This is a genomic window from Portibacter marinus (assembly GCF_021533195.1).
Taxonomy (GTDB): domain Bacteria; phylum Bacteroidota; class Bacteroidia; order Chitinophagales; family Saprospiraceae; genus Portibacter; species Portibacter marinus.
In genome coordinates this window covers 173,804-195,666 of sequence record NZ_JAJNKB010000002.1, presented here as the reverse complement: position 1 = coordinate 195,666, position 21,863 = coordinate 173,804, and the positions used below count along the sequence as shown (strand labels likewise).

At 37.9% G+C, this 21,863-nt stretch carries 16 protein-coding genes; 11 read left to right on the top strand and 5 right to left on the bottom strand.

Features of this window, described 5'->3' with window-relative positions:
- Positions 1-71: 71 nt before the first annotated feature.
- A complete protein-coding gene (locus L2567_RS04960; RefSeq protein WP_235296635.1) occupies positions 72-2,507 on the top strand; it encodes a DUF5916 domain-containing protein in 2,436 nt (811 codons plus the stop codon).
- Positions 2,508-2,676: 169 nt separating this feature from the next.
- Here L2567_RS04960 and L2567_RS04955 read toward each other — a convergent pair whose 3' ends face one another.
- Positions 2,677-4,566, bottom strand: coding sequence for an ABC-F family ATP-binding cassette domain-containing protein (locus L2567_RS04955; protein WP_235296634.1), 1,890 nt, complete (start codon positions 4,564-4,566; stop codon positions 2,677-2,679).
- A gap of 111 nt (positions 4,567-4,677) precedes the next feature.
- Entirely contained in the window at positions 4,678-5,034 is a 357-nt protein-coding gene (locus L2567_RS04950) for a SpoIIAA family protein (protein WP_235296633.1), read from the bottom strand.
- 109 nt (positions 5,035-5,143) lie between these two features.
- Between L2567_RS04950 and L2567_RS04945 the strand changes: the two genes are divergently transcribed.
- The 3 genes from L2567_RS04945 to L2567_RS04935 all read left to right on the top strand — a co-directional run bounded on the left by L2567_RS04945 (position 5,144) and on the right by L2567_RS04935 (position 7,543).
- On the top strand, positions 5,144-6,121 hold the full coding sequence (locus L2567_RS04945; protein WP_235296632.1) for a YARHG domain-containing protein: 978 nt from the start codon (positions 5,144-5,146) through the stop codon (positions 6,119-6,121).
- Positions 6,122-6,130: 9 nt separating this feature from the next.
- Complete coding sequence (locus tag L2567_RS04940; RefSeq protein ID WP_235296631.1) at positions 6,131-6,772, top strand: DUF2306 domain-containing protein; 642 nt, start codon at positions 6,131-6,133, stop codon at positions 6,770-6,772.
- An 87-nt stretch (positions 6,773-6,859) separates the two neighbouring features.
- A complete protein-coding gene (locus tag L2567_RS04935) occupies positions 6,860-7,543 on the top strand; it encodes an NAD(P)H-binding protein (protein ID WP_235296630.1) in 684 nt (227 codons plus the stop codon).
- Between the two features lie 18 nt (positions 7,544-7,561).
- Here L2567_RS04935 and L2567_RS04930 read toward each other — a convergent pair whose 3' ends face one another.
- The gene (locus tag L2567_RS04930; protein ID WP_235296628.1) at positions 7,562-8,857 is read right to left on the bottom strand and encodes an MFS transporter; all 1,296 of its coding nucleotides are present in this window, start codon (positions 8,855-8,857) and stop codon (positions 7,562-7,564) included.
- A 128-nt stretch (positions 8,858-8,985) separates the two neighbouring features.
- Between L2567_RS04930 and L2567_RS04925 the strand changes: the two genes are divergently transcribed.
- From L2567_RS04925 to L2567_RS04895, 7 genes are all read left to right on the top strand, one after another.
- Positions 8,986-9,765, top strand: coding sequence for an SGNH/GDSL hydrolase family protein (locus tag L2567_RS04925; protein WP_235296626.1), 780 nt, complete (start codon positions 8,986-8,988; stop codon positions 9,763-9,765).
- 30 nt (positions 9,766-9,795) lie between these two features.
- A complete protein-coding gene (locus tag L2567_RS04920) occupies positions 9,796-10,698 on the top strand; it encodes a RimK family alpha-L-glutamate ligase (protein ID WP_235296625.1) in 903 nt (300 codons plus the stop codon).
- Positions 10,699-10,704: 6 nt separating this feature from the next.
- Positions 10,705-11,709 (top strand): succinylglutamate desuccinylase/aspartoacylase family protein, encoded by a 1,005-nt coding sequence (locus L2567_RS04915; protein ID WP_235296623.1) that lies wholly within the window; start codon positions 10,705-10,707, stop codon positions 11,707-11,709.
- The gene (dacB, locus tag L2567_RS04910) at positions 11,687-13,105 is read left to right on the top strand and encodes a D-alanyl-D-alanine carboxypeptidase/D-alanyl-D-alanine endopeptidase (protein ID WP_235296621.1); all 1,419 of its coding nucleotides are present in this window, start codon (positions 11,687-11,689) and stop codon (positions 13,103-13,105) included. Before L2567_RS04915 ends, dacB begins: the two co-directional genes overlap by 23 nt.
- 52 nt (positions 13,106-13,157) lie before the next feature.
- A complete protein-coding gene (locus L2567_RS04905; RefSeq protein ID WP_235296619.1) occupies positions 13,158-13,826 on the top strand; it encodes a class I SAM-dependent methyltransferase in 669 nt (222 codons plus the stop codon).
- A gap of 121 nt (positions 13,827-13,947) precedes the next feature.
- Positions 13,948-16,317: a TonB-dependent receptor gene (locus tag L2567_RS04900; protein ID WP_235296618.1), complete on the top strand. Its 2,370-nt coding sequence runs from the start codon at positions 13,948-13,950 to the stop codon at positions 16,315-16,317.
- 1 nt (position 16,318) lies between these two features.
- Positions 16,319-17,227: a DUF4249 family protein gene (locus tag L2567_RS04895; RefSeq protein ID WP_235296616.1), complete on the top strand. Its 909-nt coding sequence runs from the start codon at positions 16,319-16,321 to the stop codon at positions 17,225-17,227.
- A 153-nt stretch (positions 17,228-17,380) separates the two neighbouring features.
- On the opposite strand, the gene L2567_RS04890 is transcribed toward L2567_RS04895, so the two are convergent.
- A complete protein-coding gene (locus L2567_RS04890) occupies positions 17,381-17,842 on the bottom strand; it encodes a peptide-methionine (S)-S-oxide reductase (RefSeq protein ID WP_235296615.1) in 462 nt (153 codons plus the stop codon).
- Positions 17,843-17,930: 88 nt separating this feature from the next.
- Positions 17,931-21,800 (bottom strand): AsmA-like C-terminal region-containing protein, encoded by a 3,870-nt coding sequence (locus L2567_RS04885; RefSeq protein WP_235296613.1) that lies wholly within the window; start codon positions 21,798-21,800, stop codon positions 17,931-17,933.
- Positions 21,801-21,863: the final 63 nt, after the last annotated feature.

Below are 21,863 nucleotides of genomic sequence, written 5' to 3'. Positions count from 1 at the left end.
GTATTCCAATACTTTTACGAGACTAAGACAGAGAAATTCTAATGCGAAGACTGATTTTATTTTTTATCATAATGCTTCCTGTATCATTATTTGGAGGAGAGATTCCTCATCGAGTTATAGAAGCAGAAAGAGCAATCAACTCAATACGAATAGATGGCGCCCTGGATGAATCAGACTGGGTGAGTGCCAAAATAGCGGAAGGTTTTACGACTCTAAGCCCTACTCCCGGTTTGCCGGCTGAATTTGAAACACAAGTCAGGATTCTTTACAACGATAACTCTTTATACATAGGTGCTTTTCTGATAGATCCTGAACCAGAAAAAATCATGAAGCAACTGTCTCAGAGAGATGGTCGAGCTAATGCTAGTTCCTTTACCATAGCGATAGATTCTTACCAATCCGGCATCAACGGGTTTGGCTTTAAAGTAACCTCGGCAGGAGTTCAAAGTGACTTTTTACTATCTCCTGAAGGAGAGGATGACAACTGGGATGCAGTGTGGAATTCAAGTGTACAGATTACAGAATATGGTTGGGTCGTGGAAATGGAAATACCTTATTCTGCATTGAGATTTCCAAAAAAAGATGTACAAAAGTGGGGTATCAACTTCGGTCGTGAAGTTCGTAGAACGCGTGAGACCAGTTTTTGGAATGAGGTGGATCCGACGATTGAAGGGTTTTTATCTCAGGCTGGAGTACTCACCGGAATTGAAAAAATTGAAACTCCTGTACGCTTAATGGTGACCCCTTATTTGTCATATGGAGGTCAGACCAATATGAAACAGGCTGGCTCTACCAGCTCTGGAATTAGCGGAGGGATGGACTTAAAGTATGGAATTGATGATGCCTTTACCCTGGATATGACCCTTATTCCGGATTTTAGCCAGGTGAGATTTGATGAGGAAATTTTAAATTTAACGCCTTTCGAGGTCCAGTTTGATGAAAACAGGGCTTTCTTTACCGAGGGAACTGAGCTTTTTCAGAAAGCAGGTCTTTTTTATTCCCGGAGAATAGGTGGTGCTCCACACAATAGACACAGAATCTTTGACAAAGAAAGTGAAGGCAATAAAATCACCAGATATAGTAATATAACGCAACTGCTCAATGCCTCCAAATTATCTGGAAGGATGCAAAATGGTTTGGGTATAGGCGTTTTCAATGCGATTGTAGGTGTGAGCAATGCAGCATATACAGATGCTAATGGATTAGAGCACCAAATTCAGGTCAATCCATTGACCAATTATAATGTTTTGGTTGCTGATCAAAATCTTAAGAATAATTCCTATGTATCTTTGATTAACACCAATGTGACTAGATTCGGAGAGGATTATGACGCCAATGTAACCGGCACTGAGTTCACGCTCAGAACACAGGATCAGAAGTGGATGTTGAGCGGTTCATCTGCCTTAAGTCAAAAATATCACTCTGAATCCGTAGATCTGGGTTACAAATACAACCTTGTCGCCGCAAAGGCCAGCGGCCAATTAACCTACTATGCCAGGTATTCAGAAGAAAGCCCTAATTACGATATTAATGATCTGGGTTTTATCCGAAGTCCAAATGAGAGAAGTGTCAATGTCGGTGGAGCTTACAATAGTTACAATCCTAAATTCAAATACATTAATCGAGGTAGTGTAAGGTTGAGAACGGATTACAGGAGGCTTGTGGATCCTAATGTGTTTACCGATTTTGCGGTTACTGCCAATGGATTTGTCAGGACCAACAATTTTATTGGTACCGGAGGATTCATTCGTCTAGAGCCCATACAGACCTTTGATTACTTCGAACCAAGAACTTCCGATTTTTCAAAATTTTACGCTTTTCCTCAGAACTTTATGATTGGTACTTTTTTGAGCACCAATTACAACAACCCGCTTGCATTCAATATGGATTGGAACATCAGAACTTTTAACGAGGAATCCCGAAACAGCTACTCATTTGAGATCGGACCGAGGTGGAGAGTAAACGATAAGATCAGTCTGGATTGGAACTACGACTGGACGCTGTCGAAGAATGATGTGGGTTTTGTATCCAAGAATGAAGATGTTATAGGACAAAGCGAAGCCATATTGTTTGGTAAAAGAGACCGTAAGACCGTCGTCAATGAGTTTACAACCAGAATCATTTTCAATGAAAACATGTATGTGAATCTGATTGGAAGACATTATTGGTCTAAAGTTAACTATAATTCATATCATTTATTGGGAGACAAAGGCGAGCTGATTGAACATGATATTGATGATATCAATGATGATGGAAGAAAAACCTATGATGTCAATTTTAACTTGTTGAATATGGATTTGGTGTACAACTGGAGGTTTGCACCGGGAAGTGACCTTGTTTTTGTAGTGAAGAATTTTGCGAACAATGGTGAGGATATTCGGAATTTGCAGCCTTCCTACAAGAGTAGTGTACAGTCTGTCTACCAATATAACAACAACTTTTCCATGAACCTGAAAGTGCTTTACTTTTTGGATTATATCAAAGTTGCTAATAAGTTCAATTCGTAAGTTGGGGTATTTTTCTTGCAACTGGAATTTAAAAGTTGTTAGCTGCCTTTATGTTGTATCGAAGTAAGCTTGTAAATGGAATTTTCAAGTTCCAGCATGCTAACTTCAAAGAAAAAGTGCTAGTCCCCAGGTCGTTATCAATAATGAAATTTGATAGCCCCCAGCCGTCTCAACCTACTTTGTCCGCAATCTCCATCCATTCCATTTCCAGGTCTTCTATTTCTGACATCAGCAAACCCATTTCCTTAGAAAGTGCTTCCATATCAGTTGAGCTCAGAGAAGCATCCGAAAACTGTTCAGTAATCTCCTTTTTTCGTGCTTCATTTCTAGCCAAAAGTTTTTCAATCTCTTCCAACCTATGCTTGTCTTTAAAACTTAGTTTTGCAGAACTAGCTTTTGTATCGGTTTTCTTGGTTTCTGCAGGAATTGATTTGTTTTCATTGGTCTTTTTATCAATAACGGGCTTATTCGGTAAAAACTCGTCCTCTCTCGCCTTATATTCAGTGTAATTGCCATTAAAATCCTTAATGGAACCCCCTGCTCTTAATATGAATAAGTGATCTACAATCTTATCCATAAAATAGCGATCATGCGAAATGATCATTAAGCATCCTTTAAATGATTGTAGGTACTCCTCAAGAACATTTAGGGTCACAATATCCAAATCATTGGTAGGTTCATCCAGTATCAAAAAATTGGGATTTTGCATCAAAACGGTAAGCAAGTACAGCCTTCTTTTCTCTCCACCAGAAAGTTGGGAGTAATAGACTTGCTGCTGATTTCTGGTAAACAGGAACTTCTCTAAAAGTGAGCTGGCCGTAAGTTTCATCCCTTTTTCCAATGGAATATACTCGGCTACATCCCTGACTACATCGATGACCCGCTTATCCTCTGGTAGCTGAAGGCCTTCCTGTGCAAAAACCCCAAATTTAACAGTTTCTCCTATGACTATTTTTCCCTGGTCAGGTTCAATTTGTTTAGTCAATATTTTAATAAATGTAGACTTCCCTACCCCATTGGGACCCACGACTCCGATCTTCTCTCCTTTCTTAAATTTATAGTAAAAATCATCCAGCACTTTCAGTTCACCAAATGATTTATGCACATAATAGGCCTCCAAAATCTTCGATCCAAGCCGCTCCGATTGGATAATGAATTCAACTTCGTCCTCCTGGACATTTTGATGAGCCTTTTCTTTGATCTCATAAAACTTATCCACTCGCGATTTGGCTTTGGTTCCCCGAGCCTTTGGTTGTCTGCGAATCCAATTCAATTCCTTCGAATAAAGCTTCTTCATTTTATTCAGATTCGCTTTCTCCGTTGCCTGAATTGCCGCTTTCTTTTCGAGATATTCCGAGTAATTACCCTTAAATGAAGCCAATTTTCTCTCTTCCAAATCTACGATCGTATTACAAACCCGCTCCAGGAAATAACGATCGTGTGTCACCATGAAAATGGTTAAGTGTGGCTGTTGTAAGTATTCTTCTAACCATTCGATCATTTCAAGGTCCAAATGATTGGTAGGTTCATCCAGTATTAAAAAATCGGGATTAGCAATCAAAACCTTTGCGAGCGACAATCTTTTTTGTTGCCCTCCTGATAAGCTACCTACTTTTTGATCCAACTTATAAATCTTAAGCTTTCCCAGAATCTCTTTCACTTTGGCCTCTATATCCCAGGCCTTCAAGTCTTCAATTTTGGTTATCGCTTTCTGAATTCTTTCATCATCTTTAGAAAGTAAAGCGGACTCATACTGCTGAATAGCCTCTAGACGGGGGTTGTCACTATTCAATGCCTCTTCCAGTACCGTCAGATCATCTTTCAATTGCGACTCCTGTGTCAGGTAAGCTATGGTAATGTCCTTCTTAAACAAGATTTTAGCTTGTTCACCTTCTACTGCCTCCTCACCATTGATAATTCTTAATAGCGTAGATTTTCCAGTACCATTTTTTGCTACCAAGGCAATCTTGTCTCCCTGGTTGATCGATAAATTGAGGTCCTGAAAAAGAACTTTTTCTCCAAATGTCTTAGAGGCATTTTCTATAGTCAAATAATTCAAATCAAATTTATTTGATGATGTGGCGAAGATAAGCTTTACTTATTGATCATTCTGTCGATTTTAAATAAATAGAAAATACAGCAAACAGCGTCATATCTAAGGAGCTTTAAGTCATGATTTGATCCACTCATACGCCTGGGCAGCATCTTCTGAACCAAAGTATTTCATTTCAAAGGGGACCAGGCTGTCTCCTATTTTAGTTGCTTTCTCTATCCAGTCTCTTTCTGCTATTAAAACCACCTTCTCAAACTTAGTGAAGTATTTCATGCTGGTTTTCGCATCCTTCCACATGGCCCCGGGTTCCATTGACGGTTTTCCTTGCAACTCATATATCCATCTGACACTATCATACTTGTCCACTATTCGTTGTATAAAAGGTACCATTTGTTCATAGTCCTCAGTAGTAATTTTCTCACTGATTTTGGTATGTATGATGTTGGTATGATTTAGAATATTTACTTCTGCCATTTTATTTTGATCTACTGAATGAAACTAAACATTGTTCGGGCTCGAGCATTTTCACTATCTCATTTGAAATAATTCTTTATTTTAGGTGACCAAATCAATCACTCTACCCATGCGAACCATTTTTCAACTGATTGTCACAGCACTCCTTTTTAGCTTCTGCAGTGATAACATAAAAAATCATAATGCGCAAATCGTAGTTGAAGATGGAACTCAAACCGACACGCCTTCTATCCAGATGAGTGATCGTCAAATGGACCGTAAGATCGACGAAGCTGAAGAACCGAAATATCCAGATCTTGTCGGCAACTGGGTTGGCTATTTTGAAAGAGACGACGATCAAAGTAGGGAAGACAAAACCCTTTATGTTGATGAAGGATTTGTATGGACCAGAGAGAACAAAATCAATATTTCCATCGATCAAATTAAAAACGGAACTGTGACCGGAAGAAGCATTGTTGCTGGTAATGATCGTCCATTTAAGGGCACCATGAGAATAACTGATGAAGGCAACCATCACTTCTCCCTGAAAGAACCGGGTGACCACAGATATGATGGCGAATTCAACTTTACCATCATTGATGGTCGCTTACAAGGTACTTGGACTGCCTACCAAGACATTGACATCAAAAAGAGAAAATACGATTTAGAAAAACGGTCCTTCAGGTACAATCCTGATGTCAATCTGGAGAGATCTAAACAATATGTCAACTGGAACGAATCCCTGGAAACTATAGAGCGGGTAGAAATGGACGAAAATGAGTTTGAGGAATGGATTGCTCAAGAGTTTGCTACCGCTACAGATCTCATTTACACCATCAATGCGTCAAATACCAACCTTACTAAATCCCAGGTTGAAAATCTGAAAAGGGGAGACCTCACCATCATTCGAAACACCATATACGCCAGACATGGTTATTCCTATAAGAACAGGCCCTTACGTGTGTTTTTCGATGCACAATCCTGGTACATTCCTGTTCACACTGACATCAAAAGTGACTTTACAGATCTGGAAAAGGAAAATATAGAGTTGCTCCTCAGGTATGAAAAAAATGCCTCGGAATACTACGATTCTTTTGGAAGGGGATAAAATCATAGGATGCAACGCAGCAAATCAATCATCACCAAAACACTTTACTTTGCAACCCTGCTGTATTTTTCATACCTCATGCTTCTGATTACTCTTCAGTACATTCCTTTGAGATTAGATGTGGCTTTTCTAAATATCAAATATGATATTATTGACCAAAAGTTTTACCAGTTAGCATTTTTCAGCCATGTTTATACCAGCATATTTGTTTTACTGATCGGAATAGTACAGTTTTCTTCTTCGATCAGAATACAATTTCCAAAAGTACATCGGCTAATGGGAAAGTGTTATGTATTTCTCATTCTTGTGATTAGTAGTCCATCTGGATTGATTATGGCATTTTATGCCAATGGAGGGATGATCAGTCAGTTTTCTTTTGTCATGCAAGCTTTCATTTGGTTTCTCTTCACTTTGTTGGCATTAGTATATGCCCGCAACAAGCAATGGACGCTACACCGCAACTTCATGATACGAAGTCTTGCGTTAACTTTATCCGCTATCACCCTCAGACTATTAAAATGGATGATAGCCAACTGGCTGGAATGGCCGCCGATGGACATTTATCGATTGGTGGCGTGGCTGGGTTGGTTGGTCAACTTAGGGATAGCAGAAATCTACATTTGGAAAAGCAAGCATCTGCGTGTAGTATAAACCTTTTATTCATTATTCAACATAGGTAAAGTCGTCTAAACCTAATTCTTTCAAGCGCTTGAATCGCTTTTCTTACCTTTATGTTCTATGGATACAAAACGAATAGCTCTACTGGGAGCAACTGGCGCTGTGGGAAGTGAGGTACTCAAGTCACTATTAAAGATGGAAGAGGTTGTTAAAATCACATCGTTTGGTAGAAGGAAGATCGATCAGATAGATGCTCCTCTTTTAGACCAATATTTGGTCGATATTTTCAATGCGGATACCTATGCTGATCATTTAGTAAATCACGATGTGGCCATTTGCACGCTCGGCGTCGGTCAGCCTTCAAAATTACCCAGAGATGAATTTGTAAAAATCGATAAGGAAGCAGTGCTTCTATTTGCTCAGAAATGTAAAGAGCAAGGTGTCAAGCACTTTCAACTTCTTTCATCGGTGGCTATCAATCCCAATGCTAATAATTACTATTTAAGAACGAAAGGAGAGCTGGTGGAAGCTCTTAAAGACATCCAGTTTAATCGACTGAGTATTTTCAAACCTTCTATGATACTGACTCCCCAAAATCGGTATGGCTTTGCACAGGGTTTGACATTGAAAATATGGCCGGTCCTCAGTCCATTATTTCTGGGCCAATTAAAAAAATACAGGGGTGTAAAAGTTGAAAATCTGGGTGCGGCAATGGCGTTTAATATCAGAAAAGCAGGTAAAGGGTTCGAATCTTTAACATGGTCAGACTTCCAAAAGATTTTGCCTGAACAGATGAAGCGCTAGTTGACTTGCTGGATCATCTTAAGCACTTTTAAACTTTACTTTTACCGTTGTAAGTATAGATATTCCGATAATGAAAAATATGGCGAGTCCTAAAATACTGAATCGCATATTGGATGTCAGATGTTCTATCAACCCAAAAACGAAAGTTCCGATTACTACGGAAAGCTTATAGACGATATCATAAAAGCTAAAATAGGAGGTAAGATCCTCGCGATTTTCTTCTACCATTTTAGAATATGTAGATCTACTGAGGGACTGAATACCACCCATCACCAAACCTACAAAACCGGCAATAACATAGAATTGTATGTGGTTTTCGACGAAGAAAGCGACCAGGCAAATTGAAATCCATATGATATTCATAATGATCAACGCCCATTTATTGCCCACGCGCTTGGAGACCTGAGCAAAAAGATAGGCGCCAACCATGGCAAGAAATTGCAAAATGAGTATGACAGTGATCAAATTGATCGTGGTAAAGCCGAGTTCTTTGGCTCCGAAGGCTGATGCCAAATAGATGACCGTTTGCACACCTGCACTGTAGAAAAAGAAAGACGCTAAGTATCGAAGAATATTGGGTTGTTCTCTCAATTTTCTTGCCACCGCCTTGATCTCCATAACCCCTTTATTCATCATTTCCAAGGTGATTCTACCGATTCCACTTCCAGGCAATCTTCTGAAAGTAATCTGAGCAAAGCCGATCCACCACAATCCAACCATTACAAAACCTATTCTATAGGGTAGTGTCTCACTGGTAATTCCGAACCAGTCAGGTTTCATCGCCAGGACCAAAATCATGATCAATAATAGTACAGATCCAATATAACCATAGGAATAACCTTTTGCACTTACAGAATCTACCCTATCCTCTGTAACAATTTCCGGCAGATATGCATTGTAAAAAACAATTCCTCCTGCACAACCTATCGTTGCCAATATAAACGCACTTGTACCCAGCCACATCTGACCTACGCCGGCGAAAAAATATAGTGCAATGCAGGCCAAAGAACCTACGATGGTAAATAACTTTAAAAAGTACATCCTCTTATTTCCAAAATCAGCAATACCCGATAGCAAAGGAGACAAGAAAACAATCACCAAATAGGAAAACGAGACCGAATAGGAATACAGACTGCTGTTGGTCATCTCTAAACCCATAACACTCACCACCTCAGGTGTATTAGACAAAAAATAGGCAGGAAAAATGGCGGTAGAAATGACTAGAAAATAAGCTGAATTGGCCCAATCGTATATAGCCCAACCATTAATGGTTTTTCGATCGTTGATTTTAATGACATTGGAAATCGTACTCATTATGGCGTCAATATAAGCCTTTTGACCATAAATTCTTTGAAATGACAACCAAAGAAACTTGAAGCCACTAAGTGAATCTATTGAAGATCAATCCTACTCAATGAAGGAGAAATGCATATTTTCGCAAAATGTGGAATCGAATTCGCTATTCAGGCCTTTTAACTATTGCTATTCCCTTAATACCATTTCTTATTCTGCAGGGTCGCAAAGTACGAAGGGAAGTCCCACGCCTTCCTGGCGCTAAAACTCCTTACGGTACTTGTCATGGATCAAAAAATGAGCGGAGGCACATCATTTTCATTGGTGAAAGTACGATTGCAGGCCTGGGTGTAGAAGAACATCAAAATGGAATTGCAGGTGCTGTAAGTCAACATTTGAGTGATCTTTCTGGCTTTACTATAGATTGGACCGTACATGCTCAAAGTGGATATACCGCTAAAATGGTGACGGACCGACTCCTTCCAAAAATAAAGAAACAAGATCCTGATATCATCATAATAGGCCTGGGTGGTAATGACGCTTTTACCTTCAATACACCCTGGAAATGGAAAAAACAGATCGAAACATTGATAAACCGAATTAGGCTCCAATTTCCAGAAACCACCATCGCCTTTATAAATATGCCTCCTATTAAAGATTTTCCTGCCTTCACACCCTTAATAAAATGGATTATAGGAAATCTGGTAGAAATACTGGGGCAAGAGTTGAATGTCATATCTAAAAAATATGAGAACTTTTTCTATGATCCGAAAATCATTGAACTGGAAGATTGGCTCGGTAAATTTGATCACCGATATAAAGTTGACGACTTCTTTAGTGATGGCGTCCACCCATCCATGTTGACATACAAACAGTGGGGCAAGGACTTTGCTGATTTTTTATTCCGGCTCAATGTGCTTCAAAATTAATATCTTACTGAGTCTTAAAAGATCCTTACTATGAACATTATAATTTTGTCCAGGAATGCCGCACTTTACAGTACGCAAAGTCTGTACAAAGCTGCTACAGATCGAGGCCATTTCGTTCGTGTTCTGGATCACATGTATTGTGACCTAAGAATTCGCAAAGGACAATTAGAAGTTTATTATGAAGATGAAGTCATAGAGGGCTACGACGTCGTGATACCGAGAATCGGAAATACAGCCACTTCCTATGGTTCGGCAGTCGTCAGGCAATTCCAGTCCATGGGTGTTTTTTCTACTTTAGATCATGAAGCTTTGCTTAGGACAAGAGATAAACTAAGTGCTTTGCAACTGCTGGCATCTGCAGGCATTGGCATTCCTGATACCTTGATTTCTAACAATAGCTACACCATTCCAGAACTACTAGAACGCTTAGATTCAATGCCTTTGATCATCAAAATGTTGAGCGGAACACACGGAATTGGTGTTTTAAAGGCGGATAACGCTTCTACTGCTGAAAATTTGATTGAAACCTTTCACAAACTAAAACAAAGGGTTCTTTTGCAGGAATTTATTGCTGAGTCAAATGGTGCAGACATCAGGGTATTTATCATTGATGGTGAAATTGTAGGCGTAATGCAGCGACAGGCTCGTCCGGGAGAATTTCGATCCAACTTACACAGAGGTGGTCACTCTTTCGTTGTCAAGTTGACGGAAGGGGAAGAAGCCGTGGTCAAAAAGGCGGCGCAAATTATGGGTTTAAGCGTTTGTGGTGTAGATATGTTAAGAAGCAATAAAGGCCCATTGATTTTGGAAGTGAATGCTTCGCCGGGATTAGAAGGAATCGAGACCACCACTAACATTGACATAGCCTCAAAAATCGTTCAATATACCGAACGAAATGCCAAGCTTCACAAAAAACAGTTTGCAGAAAGATAAGATTGAATGGTTAAGAAAATTTTTGAAAAATTTAGGAAGGAGGCGGAATTAGACGATTTTGTAATCAGCAATTCGATCGTTTTGCCGGGTGAATCAACGCTTATAAAATTAAGGGTCGGGAGGCTCCCATCAGGAACCAGGATCACCATTGATGCCCATGTTTTCAGAGGAAAGGAAGAGGGCCCTACTGTCCTGATTTTAGGTGGTATTCATGGTGACGAGATCAATGGCATAGAAATCATCAGACGATGTCTTGAGGAAGAAGTATTCGACCACATTTCTAAAGGTACCATCATCGCGATACCTATTGTCAATATATTCGGATTCATCAATTTTAGCAGGGCTGTTCCAGATGGAAAGGATGTGAATCGCAGTTTTCCAGGATCCCTCAATGGCTCATTGGCTTCCAGAGTGGCCAGAAACCTGACGAAAAAAGTACTCCCAATGGTTGACTTTATCATCGACTTACATACGGGAGGCGCTTCTCGCTATAATTTCCCACAGATTAGATATTCGAAGGCTGATCCTTTAGCTAAGGAACTGGGCAGGCAGTTTGGGGCGCCATTTCTGATCCAAAAGCCTTTCATTTCAAAGTCACTGCGCAAGGTTGCACATGAAATGAACATCCCTACCATTGTTTATGAGGCTGGTGAGTCTATTCGTTTTGATGGTTTTGCAATCGAACTGGGCGTCCGCGGTATTAAACGAATATTGAACAACGCTCAAATGATTGCTTCCTATGAAGAAGCCATTGTCGATCATATTCTACATGTGACCAAAACCAGTTGGATTCGCGCTCCGTACAGCGGACTTTTTATCTGGGCCAAAAGTTCAGGTCAGAAAGTGACGAAAGATGAACCTATAGGGTTCATTAAAGATCCCCAAGGGCTTAAGTCTGTGACCATTACATCGACTAAATCCGGATATATTATTGGCCATAACAATGCCTCCGTTGTAAATCAGGGCGACGCATTATATCACCTAGCATATGAGCAAGAAGAAATTACTTAGTATCCTTTTTTCTGTTTTATGGTGCACTGGTTGGTGCCAATGGGACAGTGAAATCAATAGAATTTTACAAAAATATCCCGCCACGGCAGAATTAGGGATCGCTATCATGGATGAAAAGGGTGAATTGCTATATGAAAGAAATAGTGAACAAAATTTTATTCCTGCCTCGCTACAAAAAATCATCACCAACTTCGCTACTCTGGAAATGCTTGGAGAAGATTATGAATTTTCGACGCAGATTGGATACACGGGCAGCATCTTGCCAGACGGAAATTTGACCGGAGACCTCATTATATATGGCAATGGTGACCCCTCCTTAGGATCCGAAAGATTCCAGAAGAGGCCGCAAATCAGACAATTATTGAAAGATATTACCCGCTTTGTCAAAAAGAAGGGAATTACTTGCATTGATGGGAAAGTGATATGTGATGCCTCCTATTTTGGAACTGATGGCACCATTCATTCCTGGTCCTGGAATGATATCGGAAACTATTACGCTTGCAATACCTGGTCTATTAATCTTCATGAAAATTATTACAATCTTTACTTCCAGCTGCAAAATAACAGAAGCGTCGCCCCTCAAATTATCAGCCACTCTCCTTTTATTCCCAATCTTGAATTTATCAATGAACTTCAAACCGGTACCAGAGGATCGGGTGATCAATCGTACATTTTCGGAGCGCCATACACCTATCAAAGATACATTCGCGGGAGCCTTCCACAAGGCGCCACTACCTTCAGAATTAAAGGATCTATTCCCAACAGTCCTAAATACTTCGCAGAATTGATATCAGGTCAACTCCTGGCAGACGGGATTTCGAATAACGGTGCAGATGTGGAGTTTAATCAACCCATTGACATGCATGAAAAGATTGCGCAGATCAAGTCACCACTTTTGAAAGAATTGGTTCGTTCGGCAAATCTGGAAAGCATCAACCTCTACTGCGAAGCTTTTCTTGTGGCAATGGGTCAGGGTTCGCGTCATCGAGGTATTCAGATGGAAAAAACATATTTGAGTGCAATAGGAATAGACACATCAGACATATATATCGAAGATGGGAGCGGATTGTCGTTTTGGAATTCAATGAGCCCTGAAGATTTTGTGCAACTGCTCCGTCACCTCTATCTGGTCTATGGCGCGGGATTGGGCAATTATTTTCCGGAAGCAGGAAAGACAGGAACACTGTATTATATGTTCAAAGGCATGCAGGCCAATGGCAAATTGTGGGCTAAGACCGGTTCCATGCAACAGGTGATGAATTATGCCGGTTTCACCAAAGCCGCTTCAGGCAAGGTGCTATTTTTCTGTATTATTTCCAATAGACACCAGGAATCCAATCGGAAAATTCGTCGCATTCATCAAGAACTAATGAATACAATATATGTCAAAGGTTAATTTTTTTGCCTTATTTCAACAATATGAGTAATTGCAGTAGTATTTTTAACCCATGAAGATAACCCAAGTGCTCTTTATAGTTTTGCTACTCGCTGCCTGTGTTCCCGGTGAACAAGAAGTAAGGTTTCCCGAAGATGAAAATTATAAGAAGGCCAAAGAAAATATTCTGGAGCAAGTAGACGATAGTGGAAGAATTGTATGGCAGAAGCCAGAAGAGGTAGTTAAGTTATTAGGAGATATCAGCAACAAGACGATTGCGGATATTGGAGCTGGTTCCGGATATTTCACCTTCCGGTTTGCGCTCAAAGCGAAGAAGGTCATCGCGATTGATATTGATCCCATTATGATCAAAATCATAGAAACTTTTAAACAGCAATTACCGGCGAATATTCAAGAAAAAATAGAAACGCGGCTTGCTATCCCCAGCGATCCAATGCTTGAAAAAGGAGAAGCTGACGTGATAGCCATCATTAATACCATCGGATATATTGAAAATCGAAGTAAGTATTATCGCGTGCTTAAGGAGGATCTCAGCACCAATGGCGAACTCTTCATTCTTGATTTTAAAACCAAAAAGCTGTCCATTAATGCTCCGGGCATGAATTACAGAGTGCCACTAGGTGAATTGGAGGAAGAATTAGAAGCAGCAGGCTTTCAGGTTTTCGAGTCAGATGACCAGACCTTGGATTATCAGTATATAGTAAGAGCGAGGAAGATTTGAAATCGCAAATCCTATTATCTTTTTGAAGAAAATACTGAATATCCATTTGGACAAATGGCTTTAATTTGTGTATCATGGCGACAATTGTTAGAGAACAACCAGACAAATAAATTTATTGTATTTGAATAAATCATCAGATATGCCCCCAGTATTTGGGGGCATTTTAAAAATCAAGTGGGTATGCTTTATGGCCTCTTGCCTTATATCATCATTTATAATTGCCCAGGAAAAGTTTTATTTTGGAGTATACGATAAGTCTAGTGGGGAAGCATTACCTTTTGCATCAATAAAGGAGCTTGGATCAAATAATTATACCTTTACAAATGACCTAGGCTTAGCATATTTAACATCCTTTGAAGCGCCACAGGTCATAGTTTCTTATTTAGGTTACAAAACTAAAATCATTGAAACGACTCATGATACTCTGAATTACAATATCTACCTTATCAAAGAAGAAAATGCATTAGATCAAATAGAAATCATATCACATACTCAAAAATCGAAGTTTAATCGAAACAATATATCTTTTGAGTCTATACCAATAGATCTAGTCACACAGCTGCCATCTATGAGTGGAGAGAGAGATTTATTAAGATATTTACAGAATTTTCCAGGTGTCAACTTTGGAAACGAAGGACAATCTAATTTCAGTGTTAGAGGTGGTAATGAATATCAGAATGGCTTTTTTCTTGACAACGCTCCCATCTATAATCCTACTCATATGCTGGGTTTCGTATCCAATTTCAATAGCAATATTATTAAAAATGTAGATTTCTACAAAAATTCTTTTCCCCCTGAATACACCGGACGACTTTCTTCAGTGATCGATATTTACCTTAAAGAAGGTAACAAGAAGGAATTCGAATCCAATATCACATTAAGTCCTATTTCAATAGGGGCGGAGTTATCTTTTCCAATTTCAAAGGACAACACATCTTTACTATTGGCGGGTAGAAAGTCCATATTTAACTATTATTTGAAGGTCCTTCAAAAGCATAATGCATTTCTTAACAATAGCATAGGAAATCTAGCCAATAGTTTTCACGATGCTAATATAAAGTTACATCACAAATTTAATAAAACAACAAGCTTGTCATTTCAATATTTTGCAAGCGGCGATCAATATGTTCGCATAGATAATATAAGAAAACAAAGTGAAGCAGAAGTGACAAGAGCAATTCAATGGAAAAATGACGTTGTAAGTTCTACTTATAAAAAAGTTTGGAATAGAAGTTTATCGCAAAAGACAACTATGTTTTACACTCGATATGCATATAACTCCTTTAATGAAGCAATATCCATAAATAAAAGCAAAGAAATCGTTTCTTCTGAAAGAAAATTTTTAACCAGTCTACAGGATTATGGAATCAGATCAAAGTTTAAATACTACTTAAATCGAAGACATATCACTTTTGGTTCTAATTTAGTTATTCATCGTTTCAAACCTTTAGCAATTTCATCAAATTATAAGTGGAAAAATACTATTACTCAATCATATACGACCATACTTAATACTGTACAAAATTCATATGATTATGATATATTCTTTAAGTACGCATTTAATCTTGCAAAAAAATTTAATACACAGCTTGGTTTAGTGCACAATCTATATTATTCAGATAAACTTTTCTGGTATATACAACCTAGACTTTCAGTCTCATACGAAATAACTGAATCTAGCATACTAAATTTATCACTAGATCGCAATGTACAGACTTCTTTGTTACTTGATGTTGGCGAATCAGGGATACCTACGCAAGCTTGGGTTCCAGCTACTGCAGACCTTCCACCTCAAGACAGTTGGCAAACGTCATTAGGGTATAAGTATACTTTAAAAAAATTTAGATTGTATAGCGACATTTATTATAAGAAGCTTTCAAATATGCTTTATGTCAAAACAGGTCAATTTTTAATTGGTCGAAATCTTTTATCTAACATACTAATTGGATCAGGCAATGCATACGGCATGGAGACAAAAGTTGAATACAGCGATACACATAAATTTGTCAGTTTATCTTACGCTTATCAAAGATCGCAAAGAATGTTCCCAAACTTAAATAGTGACAGATATTTTCCATTTACGTATGAACGTCCCCATTCTTTATCAGCTTCATTTATATATCACTTTTCTACGAGATATAAATTTTCTATTCAATATAATTTAACAAGTGGACGACCTATTTCTCTTCCAGTACTAATCTCAGGAGAAGAAGATTTTAGAGTCAACTACTATGAAGGTATAAATAATCAGAGATTGTCCACATACAGTCGTTTAGATTGTGGAATAACTTATAGATCAAAAAATAAGAAGAACAAATTTTCTTTCAACATTTACAATATTTTAAATAATAAAAATGCTTATTATTTTAATATATCTCCTGATTTCGTTGACAATAGTGACGGCACAAGGTCTGGTAAACTTACTTTAGAAGAATATGCGCTTTTTCCTATTATTCCAAGTTTTAGTTATAGTTATTTAATAAACCCTTAACATGAAATTCTACTTTTTCGTTATACTCACTTTCATTGTTACTGGATGCCAAAAATCATTAAATGATAGGGAAATAGAACTGGAAATTCCAGATAATTTAAAGATCAATGTGATTGCTAAGGAAGGTAACGATAAAATATATGCAAATGTATTTAAACTTAAAAATCCCTATAAGTTTTCGGATAATTTTGAAGGATTGCTTCTTGACACTTCTATTAACCTTACATTTTCACTAAATGATTCTTCAGAGATACTTGCTGAAAAAATAGAATTCATTGGTACAGAAAACCCCAATTATGTAGTGCAACTGAATAGCCCACTAAGAAGTAAAGATGAAGTTCGAATGAATATAAAACAAGATAATAACGATTATTTTAGCAAGATTCAGAAAGTTCCAGAAAGGCCAATAATTGTAAATTTAGACTCATTAACCAAAGTAGAAAACGTACTCTATGATGATAATAACAGTGGATCAGGTAGATTGTCTATTCTTTTCGAATTAAATCTTAAAAATCCATCTAGTCTACAAAGCTTTTATCGCATATTTTGCATTGGTAAAAATCAAATATCTGAATCCTTCAACTTTTTGATGAAATGCGTTTCTGATAATTGTCTTGAAATGAAACCAGCAGTTAATACAACCTTATTGTCAGTTGCAAAAGCCGAAACTATCAATCACAGATTTCAGTTCTATATACCAGAAAATTACATGAGTTTTGAGAAGGTTAATTTAATGGTAGAATCACTTTCACCAGATTACTACAGATATTTGCTGAGTATTAGAGATCAACCTTTTAGTCCTGATTTATATTCTCAAGCATTTGGAAATATAATTCCTATTGAAGGGAATCTCGTGCCTATGTTAGGAGTATTTGGAGCACTTAGCAGATCATCACTAGTTATTAAATAATTATGAATTGATGATATATTAAGTATTTGTCTATTGTAATTGCCATTGGCAACCAAGCAAGAATTAAATCTTACTTAATGTCATTAATAGTGTGTTTAGTGATGTAATAGACTTTAATTTATTTAAGAATTTTTCATTTATGCCTATTATTTGTCAAAGAGAATTCATTTCCATTTCAGATAGCTTTCTCAGCTTTGGTTCAATATATCGTTGGCAGAATGCATTTTCCGGATTTTTCTGAAAGTAATTGAGATAAGTTTCTTTATTGAGTTTAAATTTTCGAAAGGGCAGCAGCATGGTGATGGCATCAGGAGCTTTTTGCATGATAAATTGTTCTGCAGTTTCCTTGCTTTTTTCGTTAAAATAATAAATAGCTGATCGGTACTTCTCCCTAAGAGGATGTTTGCTTTTAGAACTGTGGGTTTCCAGATGGATGTGGGTCAATTTTTCCAGTGAAACCGAATCATCATAATGCACAATCACTGCTTCTGAAAAAGCATCAAAAGGTGGGTCCGAAGCAATCCAGCCCTGTTCAACATTGACCACGCCAGGAACATGCTGAAAAACAGCTTCTGTACACCAGTGGCATCCTCCCCCGAAACCAATTTTTCTCATGTTAAAATTTGTTTTGACCTAGCTTTAGGAATCTATTGAATTCTCTATCATTAATTATTATAATGCTACAGAGTTTTTTTAATGTGCATTAATTAGATTCAGCTGACTTTCTTAGTTCTCTACGTGCCTTACGGTTCTTTCTCTTATATGCCTTAAATTCTTTTGATTCGTTTCTCTCCTGAAAAAATTTCTTTTTACTTAATCTAAATTTGACTTTTCCATCATCCTCAGATTGGCTCGTTATCCATTGCAAAAAGATCTTCAGGCCGCTATCCTCGTAACCTGTCTGTTTTGGAATGGTATCCAAATCTGGTTTTTTCAAGTTATCAATAGGAATAGAGATCCAAAGATCTTCCGGTGAACTTTTGTCTATTGTTCCTTCCACAAATGCCTGAGCAGCATTCGATTGGATCTCAGTTTGTTCTACTTCTATTCTTTTACCCTGCACTTTCACACGAGTAGATATTGGAGCAAACCGAAGTTTTCTGAATCGATCTTCTCTCCTTATTTTTCTGCTAATTGCGTTGATGGTTTCCAGGTCATCAACAACTAGGTTTTGAACAACAAACCTCAAGTTAGCATCAGTCTTTGCATAATCATAGACATTGTTTTTGAGATCTATTTCACCTGCCATGTCAAGATCTAACCATACCTTGCCATCTATTTGTTTAGCATTGCGCAGTTCTTCACGATTGAAATAATTAAAGTAACGTAAAGTATGAGAAATGTCAATGTAGGTAAGGTCTAGATTCAGCTTAAATGGAAGTGCATATTCAAAAGCCATGTTCATTTCAATATCCGCCTCGATATGGCTGTTACCATAGTAAACATTCGCGCTATCTATACTAAGAATATCATCTTCCATGTAGGCATGTGCATAAATATCGTTAAAAGACAGTTGATCAGTATAAAGAAATTTATCGATTTGCAACTTTACATTCGGATTAAAATCTTGCAAGATTTTGGTCACACTTTTCTTAAATAATCTGCCACTTTGAGGAGTATTAGAATCCCCGTAAAGCGCTACCTGCTTGAGGTGTTCCCATACCAATTCTGGAGAAGACAAAGTCAGGTCTATTTCATAAGGTTCTTCGGTGTCATTGAACGCAAAATGCCTGACATTCTTCACTACTCCATCCAAAGTCAATTCATGGTCTAATGAATCACTTCTAATCAATAAATTATAGTAGGCATTATTATTAATGGAAGCTACTTCGATTCGAGAGAGAGGAACTGTTACGCCCAGGCTTTTAATTTTTACCTCAGCGTTTGCAATAGAAAGGCTGCTCTTCGACTCCTCTAGCATTTGTGCAAATGATTCGTAATTATCTGAAAATTCAAATGATGCAGTAAACCATCCTTTATCGAATGTATATTCTTCAGAACCTAGAAGTTTATTGATGTTTTTAGGTAAACCTGAATGACTAAAAACGACATCCATATTTTTAGTAGAGGGATTAGCTTGTAATGAAAGGCTACCTGTAAATTTATTTTCAGAAAAACTTTCGTAGGTAATATATGCATCTATGGATTCTGGATCAAGTCCTTCGATATCATCCAAGTCTCCTGATATCTTCGCCTTCACGGTGAGGTTGTCAGGCTGATCATGGATTTGCCTGAGTACTTTCACACCGAAATAATCAAATTTTGGCATCAGAACATCAAAGTCAAGATTATTCAATGCGATGTCAAAGTCAAATTTCGTATAATCCAGCTGATTAATCACTACCTCTCCATCTAAAATGACGTTAGAATTTTCAATTTCGAAATTTGTTTCTTGCAAAACAAGCGTTTTATCATTTTTAAAATTGAGGCCAGTTTTAAAATCATATAATTGAAATTCCCTACCATAATTTATGGTGTCAATAAAAACTTCAACGGAAGGCCGAAAACTTTTCTGCATGCCTGATAGGGTCTGTTTCATTGAGCGCTTAGCAAGTTTATCGCTTTCTTCTATCGTTGTACTGATAATTCCATCTTTCCCAAAAACTGCAACCAATCCTTGCCAATTGAGTGAATTAGCTCTTATTGAAGCATGCGTTTGTAATTGCTCATCTTTGCCTGGAAACAAGACTGCCTCCAGATTAATAACTTCACCATCAATTTGAATCGGTGAGCCGACTCCCAAGTTCAGACCTTCAATTGCAAAGGTGGTAGAATCTCCGGTCTTTCTTAAAGACATAAGATTTAATGGAAAGGAAGTGTTGCCAGCAGGATTGTACACATCAATATTTCTAATCTTCAGATCCAAATCTGTACCTGAAAATAAAGTCTCAAAGTTATTTAGAGGCGCATCAATGTCCGATTTCAATAAAAAGGTACCATTCCGAAAAATAAATCTATCATGCTCCAGAAATTGACTGCCTACAGCAGCGTTTCCAGACACCTCGGCTTTAGCTTTTAAATGAAGTCCTTGTTCAGGTGTATAAGTAATCAAGGCATCTTCTGATGTAATATGAAAATCACGTGTGACGCCACTAACATGATGTATTTGTACACGTGTATTCTTTATATTTTCAGAATATTGACGGTAATCATCGTATAATCCATTTATAATTGTGACTGATGCCACTGCATTTTCAAAAACTTCATCTTGTATAACTAAGGTCTGATTGTTAACGCTCATGTGAAGATCGGCACGGGCTTTTTTCACACCTGGAGTAAATACGAGATTAAGCTTGGCTTGAATAGGTCCCCTGGCTTCATAGGTCGAAACTCTTGCCTGAAGGTAATCATTTAATAAAGGTCTGACCTTTTCTATGCGTGCATCATCTTTTTCAATGGTCAATGTTGTAGGTTGCCGGTTGTCCAATGATAGAAACGATTGTACCTCAAAGGTATCCTGGTTGATTTTCAATGTGGAGGACGTAAGAGCGACCGAACTATTTCTATAATCTGTATTCACTTGACCTTTTACAATGCTGTTTTTGAGAAATGAACCTTTATTTACGTTGGGAGATACTTGTGAGACGTCAAGATGAAGTTCGATTACGGCTGTTGTATCATGAGTCAAATTAAATTCAGTCTCAAGATCAACGATCTTTGTTTCTACATGTCTATTTCTGATTTGATCTATCAACAGAAAGTTGATATCAGACATGGTCAAACTAGCACCATGTAGTTCTATATCCATGCCATTTTCAACATTACTGTTGGTGGAAGATTTCAGAAGACCAACGATATCCGAGAAGTTCGTTTCGCTATTTTCGTCAGTGTGAAGATATAGTTGTCCATCGTCTAGCTGAATGCTTGATATTCTGGCTTCGGTCCAGTATTTCTTAACCAAAACATCTGCTTTGACCTTTTCAATCTGTAGAGGAATATCAGACTTTATTTTTTCGTGGAGCGACGATGTCTTGAATTTTTCGATATCGATATCGAACTGATAGGATGAATCTACCTCTGTACTGTTAATAGCCAATTCTTGAACGCTGAGTTGCGCTTGCTGTTCTGTGATATCGTCTATCCTAATGACTTCCAGATCTTGAATATTGAGTTTACTGTGGTCAAAGCTTACCGTCCAATCGTTCATGGTTTCCGCCATGGTCCCTTTTTGCAAGTAGCTCTGAATTATAGATGTAAGATTTGAATAGCCATCGACTCGATCATAGACACTTACATTAACTCCTTCCAGTTCCAAAGATTTAATTTTAAGGTACCTTTTTCGCAAACTGGGTAGTGATGCATTTAAATATAAACTTTTGATTATGACTGGATAGTGATGATGTTCATTTATCAGTGAATCAGATAAGATGATGTTCTCTACTTTGAGAGAGATATTGGGAATATCTCGGAACGGGCGAATCCTAACCTTTTCGAAGCTTAAAGTTCCATTGATGGGTAGCAACTCATTGATAAGTGTGTTCCCCTCACTGTTAAGATATCGATTGATCAAATAGTCCCCAACACCTAGTATCAAGGTGAGAAATAAAAGTGGAATCAACAGCGTGATACTCACTCTTCTAACAGTTTTCCATTTTTTCACTAAGCAAAGGTGGAAATAAATAATTACTTGTACAAT